The 11,285-nt window shown below is 66.8% G+C and carries 10 protein-coding genes; 3 read left to right on the top strand and 7 right to left on the bottom strand.

The features are described from left to right. The coding region (locus tag QZY48_RS13585; protein WP_295431472.1) for a (2Fe-2S)-binding protein at positions 1 to 438 on the top strand (438 nt) is incomplete at its 5' end. Positions 439 to 479: 41 nt separating this feature from the next. On the opposite strand, the gene QZY48_RS13580 is transcribed toward QZY48_RS13585, so the two are convergent. Continuing rightward, on the bottom strand, positions 480 to 1,082 hold the full coding sequence (locus QZY48_RS13580; RefSeq protein WP_295431469.1) for a histidine phosphatase family protein: 603 nt from the start codon (positions 1,080 to 1,082) through the stop codon (positions 480 to 482). A gap of 422 nt (positions 1,083 to 1,504) precedes the next feature. Between QZY48_RS13580 and QZY48_RS13575 the strand changes: the two genes are divergently transcribed. Beyond that, a complete protein-coding gene (locus QZY48_RS13575; RefSeq protein WP_295431467.1) occupies positions 1,505 to 3,508 on the top strand; it encodes an EAL domain-containing protein in 2,004 nt (667 codons plus the stop codon). 61 nt (positions 3,509 to 3,569) lie between these two features. Here the strand turns inward: QZY48_RS13575 and QZY48_RS13570 are convergent, their stop codons facing one another. From QZY48_RS13570 to QZY48_RS13545, 6 genes are all read right to left on the bottom strand, one after another. Beyond that, positions 3,570 to 4,673 (bottom strand): nucleotidyltransferase family protein, encoded by a 1,104-nt coding sequence (locus QZY48_RS13570; RefSeq protein WP_295431465.1) that lies wholly within the window; start codon positions 4,671 to 4,673, stop codon positions 3,570 to 3,572. Next, a complete protein-coding gene (locus tag QZY48_RS13565; protein WP_295431462.1) occupies positions 4,670 to 5,581 on the bottom strand; it encodes an HprK-related kinase A in 912 nt (303 codons plus the stop codon). Before QZY48_RS13565 ends, QZY48_RS13570 begins: the two co-directional genes overlap by 4 nt. After that, positions 5,571 to 5,882: an HPr-rel-A system PqqD family peptide chaperone gene (locus tag QZY48_RS13560; RefSeq protein ID WP_295431461.1), complete on the bottom strand. Its 312-nt coding sequence runs from the start codon at positions 5,880 to 5,882 to the stop codon at positions 5,571 to 5,573. Before QZY48_RS13560 ends, QZY48_RS13565 begins: the two co-directional genes overlap by 11 nt. Positions 5,883 to 5,930: 48 nt before the next feature. After that, positions 5,931 to 6,632, bottom strand: coding sequence for a hypothetical protein (locus QZY48_RS13555; protein WP_295431458.1), 702 nt, complete (start codon positions 6,630 to 6,632; stop codon positions 5,931 to 5,933). Between the two features lie 415 nt (positions 6,633 to 7,047). Further along, positions 7,048 to 8,670: a hypothetical protein gene (locus tag QZY48_RS13550; RefSeq protein ID WP_295431455.1), complete on the bottom strand. Its 1,623-nt coding sequence runs from the start codon at positions 8,668 to 8,670 to the stop codon at positions 7,048 to 7,050. A gap of 4 nt (positions 8,671 to 8,674) precedes the next feature. Next, positions 8,675 to 9,613, bottom strand: a complete 939-nt coding sequence (locus QZY48_RS13545; protein ID WP_295431453.1) for a hypothetical protein — start codon at positions 9,611 to 9,613, stop codon at positions 8,675 to 8,677. Positions 9,614 to 10,234: 621 nt separating this feature from the next. On the opposite strand from QZY48_RS13545, the gene QZY48_RS13540 reads away from it, so the two are divergent. Then, a partial coding sequence (locus tag QZY48_RS13540) for a Clp protease N-terminal domain-containing protein (RefSeq protein ID WP_295431450.1) occupies positions 10,235 to 11,285 on the top strand: 1,051 nt, incomplete at its 3' end.

Below are 11,285 nucleotides of genomic sequence, written 5' to 3'. Positions count from 1 at the left end.
GTTGTCGTTGTCGTAATCGAACAAACCGATCACGACAACGACAACGACAACGACCAGGACAGCCTACCCGGGATTTCGGTCACCACATCAGTTCTGATCGCACCCGTCTGGAGGTGTTGCTCCCCGGGCGCGGTCGGTCGGGGGATTGACACGAACGAGAAGCGTTCTTATTATCAACCTCAGGTGAACAACGCGCATCCAACACCGGAGTCGACCATGTATGTCTGTGTCTGTAATGCCGTGACCGACCGGCAAATCCGTGCGGCCGTGCGCGCGGGCGCCAGTTCCTTGAACGACCTGCGCGAGGGGCTCGGGCTCGGCGGCACCTGCGGTACCTGCCTGCCCTGCGCCGCTGAGGTGTTGCGGGCGGCACTACGCGAAGACCCGGGCACCGCCGCCGGTGCGGGACAGGGCGGTACTGTCCCCGCCTTCGCCTGAGAGACGAAGGATCGGACCGGCGCGCGGGGCCTGGCCGGCGCTCAGCCGGGCAAAGTCGGCGCGTTGACACACTCGATGGCGGGCCCAAAGCGCCCGTGGCGCACCCGCACCAGTCCCGCGTAGTCGATCCGCAGCCGATACCACCGCGCGTCGGCGGCCCCCAGCAGGTATCCCACCACCGCGCGCATCACCCCACTGTGGCAGACGATCAGGAGGTGCCGGCCGGGGTAGAGCGCCGCCTGGCGGTCGTAGGCCGTCGCGATGCGGGTGGTAAAGGCTGCCAAGGGCTCCCCGCCCGGCGGGCGATGGGCGGCCGGGTCCCGGTACAGTGCCGCGAAGGCGGCGGGGTCGTGCGCCGCCAGGTCCGCGGGCGTGCGGCGTTCCCAGTCGCCCATGCCGATCTCCCGGAGCGCCGGTTCGATCGCCAGCGGCAGGCCGTGGCGAGCGGCCACTTCCATGGCAAAGGGGCGACAGCGGGCCATGGGCGAGCTGATGACCTGATCCCAGGGGCAGGCATCCCCCAAGGCTGCGCGCAACTGTGCCCAGCCGGCCGCGGACAGCGGGTCATCCACGCGGTCGCCGCGAAACTGCCGCCCGCCCGCGGGCTCGCCGTGCCGGATCAGGTCTATCAGTGTGTCGGACAAGGTGCTGTCATCCTGAAGAAGGGGAGGGCGGGGGGGGGCGAACCGAGTGCGGCTGAGGTCGTGAGCCGATTGGGTGGGCGGCTGCATTCTACCTTGCCACTGTGGTGGGGGCGTCAACACCTGCGGCGACAGCGGGTGCGATCAGAACTGATGTGGTGACCGCGATCCCGGGTACGCTGTCGTTGTCGTTTTCGTTGTCGAATAACCCGACCACGATAACGACTCCGACAACGACAACGACAACGATGCCCGGTCCGTGAGAACGTCCGGTAGCTGTAGCCACCCGGCGACATCCGCCCCTGCCGCGCATCGAGTCACGTCGCTTTGTTGGTATAGACTATGGGTTGCAGAGCCCGCCCAGGGCCGGTGCGGTCCCGTCGGCGGGGCCGCGAACCCATGGATCCACAATAGGATTCAACAGAATGAGCCTAACGAACCCGACGCGGCCAAGCCGCGGCAGCATCCTCTTTCTCGGTGCCGACCCGGCCCTGGGCACTGCTATACATCCACATCTCGCCGGGTTCGGGCTCGACCTGGAGAGCTTCCAGGTCCCTGCCGAGTTGGACCGTCGCCTCGCGACCCCAGGGGACCCGCCGCCCCTGCTGGTGCTGGTCGATCTGCGGGCCTTCGCAAGTTTCGCCCCCGCCGCGGGCCCCGGACCAGGGCCGTCGGTGCCCCTGGTCGGCCTCGGGGACCCGGGCGATCTCCAGCAGCGGCTGGCGGCGCTGCACGCCGGGTTCGCGGCCTGCCTGTCGCCGGACCTGCCGGCCGCTGACCTCGCCGCCCGGCTGGCGGCCCTGGTCGGGCCGGCCGATGGGCCCGCGGCGCGCATCCTGGTGGTCGACGACCAGCCGGTGGCCGCCCTCTTTGCCGAATGGGTGCTGCAACAGGCCGGAATGGTCACGCAGCGGGTGTCCGACCCGCTTGAGGTCCTGGCGGCCCTGGATCGCTTCATGCCGGACCTGGTCCTCATGGATCTCCACATGCCCGGGGTCAGCGGGATCGAGTTGACCGGGGTCATCCGCGCCCAGGAGCGCTATGCCGACCTGCTGATCGTCTTCCTCTCCGCGGAACTGGACCCGGCACGCCAGTTGGAGGCCCTGCGCATCGGCGGCGACGACTTCCTGGCCAAACCGGTACCCCCGGCGCAGTTGGTGGCCTGCGTGCGCCGACGCCTGCTGCGGGTGCGCCAGCGCGACGCGGCACGGCGGGCGGCGGTGCCGGACGCACCGCCGGGCCTCGCCGGCCGGGAACGCCTGCTCGCCCGGCTCGATCGCCTGATCCGCTCCCCGTCCGGTGAGGACTGGGCCCTGGCCTATCTCGAACAGGAGGGGGACGAGGCTGCCTTGACACGGCTTGCCGCGGCCGTTACCGCGCGCGCTGGGGCCGAGTCCCTGGCGGCACGGGTGGGCGAGCAGGGTGTCGGCGTGCTCCTGCGCGGCGGCGCCGGGCGTCCCTTCAGCGCCGCCGCGCAGGCCCTGGGGCAGTGTGTGCGCGCGGACCTGGAGGCGGGGGCGGGCACCGCCCCGGTGCCGCGCTTCGGGGTCGGCTGGTGTGCGGTCGCGGAGAGTGGCGGGGAGTCCGTCACCCTGGTCTCGCGTGCCCGCAAGGCCGCCCGCATCAGTCTCCAGGCCACGCAGGGCCGCGCGCAGGGTTATGTGAGGGCGTCCTCCCGGGACGCCGCCGCGGCGCGCGACCCGCTGTTGGCCGCCATCGCGGCCGGACAGTTCCAGATCCTGTTTCAGCCCATCGTGCCGCTGCACGCGGCGGCGGCGGAGCGCTATGAGGCCACGCTGCGCCTCACCGGCCCCCAGGGCGAACTACTCGCCCCCGGCGTCTTCGTCCCGGTGGCCCTGCGGGCCGGGGAGACCGCCCGAATCGACCGTTGGCTGCTCGCCGCCGGTCTCGACGCCCTGCGCGAGCGCCGCGCCGCGGGGCGGCCGGTGGAACTCTTCCTGCATCAATCCATCGCCGCCGCCGCGGACGACACCTGGGTTGAGCGGGTGCGCGACGAGATCGCCGCCCGCGACCTGATCCAATGCCGCCCGATCATCCAATTGCAGTTGGCCGACGCGGACCGCCACCTCGACCTGGCCGCCCGGCGGGCCGAGCAGTTGAACCGCTTGCGCATTCGGCTATGCCTCAACGGATTCGTGGTCGGCGAGCGGGGCGAGCGGGTGCTTGCACGCCTGCCCGTCGCCTATGTGCGGCTGGCGCGGGAGGCGGCCCACGGGTTGTCGGATGGGCGCCTGCTGACCCTGTTCGGCGACCCGCGCGGGCGCAAGACCCTGGTGATCGCCACCGGGGTCGAGGGACCCGAGGCCATCACCCCGCTCTACCGCGCCGGGGTCGATCTGGTGCAAGGGTCCTATGTCCAGCCGCCGACCGAGTCGATGGATTTTGATTTTGCGGACGCGGGGACTTAGGCGGCCGGTGCCTGCCGGCGCCGCTTCAGTAATGCAAAATCCACCGGCGTGCGACGGGCGCTCACGGCGGGGGCCAGTCGGCAGCGGGGCTGTCCGACGCGAAGCGGCGCAGGCCCTTGCGGCCTAAGTGCCGGGCTAACAGGCCGGGCGGCATTCGCAGCCAGTGCGAACGCAGATAGAGCAGCCAAGCGGACACCGGGGCGGCACGGGCAGCGCGGGGCCGCGGCGGTAGTACCCGTGTGACCAGGTGCTCCATGACCGGCCTGACCAGGGCACCGGGTGCGAACCGCGCGTGGGCCTCCTCCATCGTTGCTGTGGGAATCGGGGTAGCCAGTATCCGCCGGGCAAAGTACAGGGCGTAGTAGAGCGGGCGGCCGAGTTCGAGTGAGGCCGCCCGCCCCAGGAGGCGCGACCAATAGTCCGGCGCTATGGCATGGGTGGCAATGAGCGAGTCGATATCGAGCAGGTCCCTGAATCCATCGAGGATTGCGCCGTCGTAGAACAGGTGGGTCGCCGTGTGCAGCAGCATATCCGGCGGACTGAGGATCGCGACGCCCGGGGTTGCGGGCAGTGCGACGGCGTCCGCCCACATGATCTCGGGGGCTGGATTCAGGCGGCTGGTCAACGGGAGTATGCGATGGTGCACGTCGACCTCGACGCCCCGCTCGGGATGGTGCAGCGGCGGGATCTCGTGCATCCAGGTCCGATAGTAGTGTTGATCGTAGTCATTGAGGGTGGCGGTGACCAGGCCGGCCGCCCGCAGGGCCGCCTCCGCTTCGCCGAGAGCGGACCTGCGCACCATGAGGTCAAGGTCATTCATACCGCGGCCGCGGGCGAAGGGAAACCCCGCGCTGAGGTAGGCGCCGCCCTTCAACAGGACGAAATCGATCCCGCGGGCGCGCAGAATCCGATGCAGATGCCGAATCTCACGGGCGACTCGCACCTGCAGGAAATTAGGGTAGTACCTGGCCGATGTCAGCAGGTCCCAGGCGGGCTCGGGGCAGGCGTTGGCGCAGCCGGCATCCTCGATCCGATAGCTCAGGCGGGCCAGACAGCGGTGCTGGCCGGCACCCCAGAGGGCGTCCGTCCACTGTTCGGCCGTGAACCGGCGGACGCTGGTCGGCTGTCGCCAGGCGGTGAGGGCCGCCGATTCGTGGCTGCTCATGCGCTGGACGCGAGGTCTTCGATCACTGCGACCGCCTGATCGAGGTCGCTGAAGTCGAGCGAAAAGCACGCGCAGGCACGTACCAGGGCCGTGAGATCCAGAAACCCGCGCTCGCCGAGCAATCGGTAATTGAAGGAGTTCTGAGCCAGACGGGTGAAGGCCTCGCTACGGGGCAAGGTGCGAACCGCGGTGGTCCCGCCGGCCCTGAAGCAGGGAAAAACGATCCAACCGGGCGCGGCGTTCTCCAGTTGCCGGGCCAGGCTGTCGTGTGGAGGGCGCACATGGGCCACATCGCCCTTGCGCGTCTTCTCGAAGACGGGTCCCATGACAGCCTCCGGCGCGAAGTCGCGGATCACCTGGATCGATCGATTTTTCAGTGGAATGGCCCGCGGCAAGGGGGCGACCGTCGCGGCCCCCGGGAGGATGACCCCGAATTCGTCCGAGAGGAAGCGCCAACCACGGAAGGCGAGTGCGGTGGACAGGGTGCTTTTTCCCGAGCCCGGCATGGCCGGCAGCAGCAGGGCGCGCCCGCCCCGTTCGAGTGCACCCGCGTGCAGGAGCAGATACCGGTGGGCACGGGTGCCGATGCACCAATTGATGCCCCATTCCAGGAGCGGAAAGGCATGGGTACGGGGATAGGGCTCAAAGGGGGGGATATCATCGATCCAGAACTGCGACTGCGCCCCCCAGGGTCGCCGCAGTGGCGAACTGGCGGTGACCCGGACGCTGAAATGGGCAAGCCGCGGGTCCTCGAGGACCTCGGTGCCCAGATAAATCCGCGCGAAGGTGTCAGTCACCTCCCGGAGCCTGGTCTGAAGCCGGATGACGAAGGGCCCGGTGCGGTAGAGCAATCCCTGTGCGGCCAGCCGATGCAGATCTCCCCGATCACCGATGCGCTCAGTCCTCATCGTCTCGCCGATCGACGATCTCCAGTGCCATCAGGTCGCCAAGGATGCGCCCCAGTTTGTCCTGCCAGTCGGCTGAATCGGGCGTTTCGCAGACCCCGGCCAGCACCGCCGATAACTCGGTCAGGGTCAGTGGCCCCCGTTCCAGGGTTCGGACGATCTCAGTGGGTAGCGGGCTCAGGAGATGGGTCTCCCCGGTACCGCGGTGGTAGAGGCTGCTGTCGGCTTCCCAATGGGCCCAAACAAGTTTGTCGGCTGGACAGACCTCGTAGAACGGCGGGCGGTTGGTTGCGCTGCTCGGCATCGGGGTCTGATCATCCTGACCGGGTGCGCCTGTTCCATGGCGCTCGGGTTATTGCGGGCAACTCCGGCCGGAAAAGGTCGGATGGACGGAGGTGAGACAACTGGTGGTGAGCCCCATGTTGTTGCCCGGGCTTCCCTCCCCCTGGGTGTCCGGCGGTCCGATCTGGGACAGTGGAAAAACACACTGGGAACTCGGGTCGGTGCCAGCTGGTAAGCAGTCAACGGCGCAAGTCGGATTGTTGTAGGCGTCTCCCGTGTCGCTCGCGGCGCGATAGAGTTTGGCCAATTGGACCGGGGTCGGACCGGTGAACTTGGTCCAACCGCCACCGATAAACTCATCCGGCTTGAATACCGCTCCGACGGTGTAGCTGTAAGTAGTGCCGCCCACGATCACGCTTCCGCTTGAAGCGAAATAGTAAGGAGGTGTGTCGGCGGAGGTGCCGATTGCGATGACCGGCACGGTAACCGTGTCGGGGCGCGTCCCCTTTTGGAAGATGTAACTGAGGCCGGCGACGCGGGCGAATCCATCCGACGTGCCGCTGAGCGCGGGATTAAAGGCGGCTCCTTGACTCGCGTCCCTGCTTAGGTCGATGCACTGCGAGGTGCTGCCCAAGGCATAGGCGGCGCCGCTCGGCAGCGTAGCAACCAGCGGGGCCGCCGCCGCCGCGGCACGCAGCAGGCGACGGCGTGTCTCTTGGATTTCGTCAGCGCCGCACGGATCAATGCTTGCGCTTTTTCGGCTGCTGTTCATCGGTGTTCCTCGAAGGGGTAGGCGTTCTTGCCGGGACTATCAGCGACAATCATCCGCAACGACAAGGCAGTGAACGGTTGTCGGCGCGGGGCTTCCGGGCATCCCTGGCGACCGTCCGGTGTGATGAGCGGGCGGAATCGCTCAAGTTAACGTATTGTGTCAAAATAAACCCGCTTTCCACGCGCCAAATGTGAGAAAACCACTCTTTGATCAGATACTACCCAGTACGCTGGAGGTACGCAAGACATGCTGACTGGATTCTAGTCCCGCTCGGCACTTGGTGGGAGGTGCCGCACGCGTGGGCGACCGAGTTTGGCGTCTCCACTCTGCTCCGGCGCTTGGCCTCCGTACCAGCGGGTTTCCGGGGGAATAATTAAGCGATCTGGACGCCACGAGCCCACGGTTCCAAGGCGGTTCAAGCTCGCCGCCACCGTCGTCCGCCGGAGGACGAGGCAGCCTGGCATCTTCCCAGACGAACCGCAGCAAGGCCTAAAGCCAGCAGCGCCAAGGTGCTGGGCGCCGGTGCGTCGGACCAGGCCGCCGTGATGTCGAACGCGAACTGCGTGCCCCCGCTTTCGGCGCCGAGGGTGGTGCTGGCGTCCGTCAGCAGGTACAGGGTCGTAACGAAGCCCGTACCCGGCGCCGTACTATCGAAGCGCAGACCTGCGGTGACCGCATTCGAGCCCCCGCCGATCGGGTCTAACCGCGTACCCTTGAGGATGCTGGTAAGCGAGAAGAGTCCGGTCCCGACTGGGGCGCTTTGGCTGTAACTCGGGCCGAAGCCCACGTTGATCAGGGTGAGGTCGGCAAGATCGCCTAATCCGCTAAGACTTATCGCGTTGAACAGGTTAGCGATGGTCAGGGCCGTGGTGGTGTGGCTGGGGTCGAGTGTGCCCAGGTTGACCGTTCCACAGACCTGATTGCCGCTGGGTCCGGTAATGTTGCAGGACTGACCGCCGTCTTGGAAATTGACGTTGTTGCCGGAGAAGTTGAAGACAGGGCCCACCGCGTCGCCGGTCAGGGTTCGGGTGACGTCCGGGGCCTCGGTCGAACTGATGGCGAGGGTCCCGGTGACGGTTTGCTTGCTGGTGGACGGTGCCATGGCCGCTGCCGCCGTCATGCTGTAGTTGGTGCCCCCGGTTGCGCCGTCGGCGAGCGTTCCGACGTTGGCGCCGCCGCTGAAAGTGGCATTCGGCGTCGAACTCGTGGCTGGACCAAAGGTGACCGCGTGGAGGTCATAACCGCCCCCGGTCTGGTTGCTGACGCTGACCGCTTGGGCCGGCGTGGAGGCTGCCCCGCCGATGCGGGCGTAACCGAGTTGGACGGCGTTGCTGTCCGCGCTCAGGGTGGCCTTGAATGCCTGACCTTGGAGGGTGCGGTCGAAGGTCTGACCGGCCCCCGTGAGCCCGGTTGCACTGCCCAGGTCCGTGTTGAAGTGCATGGTGGCGGTCTTGTCACCCGCGGAATCGGCCGCGAAGGTGAGGCTGAAGGTCTGGGTGCCGTTGTTTGCCTGGATCGAGGTGTTGCCGGGGCTACCAGAGAAATTCAACGGATTGACGCCATCCTTCGAGGTGCTGTTCACCGTCAGCCCGGTCAGGCTCAGATTCGTATCTCCCGCTCCGGTATAGGTGTTGGTGATCGTCACCGACCGCGTGACCGAAGGGTTGAGGTCGGTCTTGGTGATCAGGACCTTGCCGAAGTCGATCGCGGTGTCGACAGGGTCGGTGCCCGCCTTGGTCTGGAACTTGGGGCCGACCCCGGTGGCCACGAAGGTGACGTTCTTGGTCGTGTTGGCGGTGTCACCGGTATAGGCGGTGCCGTCGGCGTTGACGCCGGTAATAGCCCCGATCGTTGCGGTACCGGTATTCGTGCCGAAGTCGGTCGCCCGGTAGGTGTAGCCGCTCGCTGCGCTCGCCCCCTCGGCCAGATTGCCGCCGTCGGCGGCGCCGGTGCGTGAGAAGGTACCCAGACCGGTGCTGCCGGTGGTGGCCTCGCCGAATGCCACGTTATAGAGGACCGTCGTTCCGGTCGTGGACACCTTGCTATTGGTGGCGGTGGCATTGCCGACGGGGGTGACTGAGGTTTGGCCGATGCGGGACGGGGCCAAGGTCGATGGGCGCAGAATTGTTGACGCCGAGCACCGAGGCGACATAGGTGCCGACGAGTTGGACCGTCGTGTCGGGGAGCATGGCGGAGGGGCCGGCGCCCCCAGGGTAGGCGTTGGTGATCACCTGTTCGCTGAGCACCAGCTTGACGGTGCCGTTGTCAGCAAGTTCCGTCCCCCCGCTACCCCCGATCTGGAATGCCTGACTGACCGGCATCTGGACCCAGGAGACTACGTTCGGGTTAAAACCATCCACCGGCCCGCCCGCCCGCATGATCCAAGGTGTTGTAGGGTCGGCTGGCTGGCTCTGTGCCAGACCCAAACCGGCATTAGGCTGGAATGTTGTTACGCCGGGGGCACCGGCTGGGGGCGCCACCGGGCGGCTGGTTTCCACCTGCGCACCCGTGACCTCGACCGCTGAGCCATTCGCGAGGATGGTCACGCGGGCGTTGCTGATCGGGGTCAGCCACGCATCGTAGTTCCCCTGAAAACCCCCGCTGCCATCGTCGACGGGCCAAGTCCCGGTGAGCCCGGTGCCGAGCGGGCGGGTCCCAATCAAGCCGCCGCCCGGTGCATACTGCTCCCCTAAGGTCCCTGCCTGACCGGTGGCGGTCAGTGCGACGTACTGGAGGTTGAGCGGCTGGGCATACTTGAGGGCCGTAGCGTCGTAGGTCCAAGTCGTCTGACTATTGGTCGGTGTGCCGTCGAGGCCCCAAAAAAACAGGGTATCGGTGTTGGCGGAAATAGTGGCCGTGGTGCCAAAGCCGCAACCCTGGCCCGCGACCCCACAGCCTTGCGCGTATTTCTGGTAATTATCTGTATTAGATGTCCAAATGAAGCTGCCGGCCACCGGGCCGATCTCGGCACCATCAATCACGATAGCGTCCGCCGACCGAGCCCCCATCGCGAGGGCCGTGCCAACGGCGAGAGACAAAAAATGTCGGTTTCTCATAACTTCGCCTGTTCGCGGCTAGGGTCGGGTGCCTTGAGTCGGACCACTCAGGGGGATTGTCTTTTCGTTGCTGCGGGCGTTGCGGCCCGCCGCCACCCCGAACGCGTGAGTTCCGGCGGCTCCCCGCCGGACACTGTCTCCCGCCCGGGCCTCAGCATCGGTGCTGAGTTCCCATAAGCATTTTTCGCGCCAAAAATATTTAATGTTTATATTTCAATCCGATGTCTTGAAAAGACAGGTTGGCATCCGGTCTACGAACCTGGAACTGTAAAAAATCCTGACAGTTGAGGGGCAGGACGTTTACTTTTACTCCAACACGGCTTTGCTGCTTACAGACAATGCTACCGACCTCGCGGCGCTAGGTCAAACCGATGTGCGCCCCTTGAGCCGACAGCCCTTAGGAGTGCGTCTGCCCGACTGATTCAACCTCCCCGGGTTCCGGCCGCGCCGCAGCCTTGCACACGCTGACTCGAGGGGCGCCCTTGAAGCCGCGGCCTGCATGCACCACTTGGGTTAAAACCACACAACGCGACGGAGTTATAGCTCATGCGAATGGACAAACTGACGGCCAAGTTCCAGATGGCCCTGGCGGACGCCCAGAGCCTGGCGGTGGGCCGCGATCACCAGTTCATCGAGCCCATCCATCTCATGACGGCCCTGCTGGACCAGGAGGGCGGGACCGTCCGGCACCTGCTGGTGCAGGCGGACGTGAACGCCAACCGGCTGCGCTCGGCGCTCGGCGAGGCCCTGGACCGGCTGCCGACCGTGCAGGGCGGGGCGGCGGGCGATGTGCACCTCGGCAATGACCTGAACCGGTTGCTCAATCACACCGACAAGCTGGCGCAGCAGCGCGGCGACCAGTATATCTCCTCCGAACTCTTCGTCCTGGCCGCCTTGGAGGACAAGGGCGTGCTGGGCACGGCGCTGCGTGAGGCGGGCGCCACCAAGGGTTCCATCGAGCGCGCGATCGGGGCGGTGCGCGGCGGCCAGCCGGTCAACGATCCCAATGCCGAGGAGCAGCGCCAGGCGCTGGAAAAGTACACCATCGATCTGACCGAGCGGGCGGAGCAGGGCAAGCTCGATCCGGTGATCGGCCGCGATGACGAGATCCGCCGCACCATCCAGGTCCTGGGTCGGCGCACCAAGAACAACCCGGTGCTGATCGGCGAGCCGGGGGTGGGCAAGACCGCCATCGTGGAGGGGCTGGCGCAGCGGATCGTCAACGCCGAGGTGCCCGAGGGGCTCAAGACCAAGCGGCTCCTGTCGCTCGACATGGCCGGCCTGATCGCCGGGGCCAAGTTCCGCGGGGAGTTCGAGGAGCGGCTCAAGGCGGTCTTGAACGATGTGGCGCGCCAGGAGGGCAACATCATCCTGTTCATCGACGAGTTGCACACCATGGTGGGTGCCGGCAAGGCCGAGGGTGCGATGGACGCGGGCAACATGCTCAAGCCCGCGCTCGCCCGCGGCGAGCTGCACTGCATCGGCGCCACCACGCTCGACGAGTACCGCAAGTATGTGGAGAAGGACGCGGCCCTGGAGCGGCGCTTCCAGAAGGTGCTGGTGAACGAGCCCAACGTGGCGGACACCATCGCCATCC

The sequence above is a fragment of the uncultured Thiodictyon sp. genome, assembly GCF_903828115.1.
Classification (GTDB): domain Bacteria; phylum Pseudomonadota; class Gammaproteobacteria; order Chromatiales; family Chromatiaceae; genus Thiodictyon.
The sequence above is the reverse complement of the archived record's forward strand: the minus strand, read 5'-3'. Positions and strand labels throughout refer to the sequence as shown.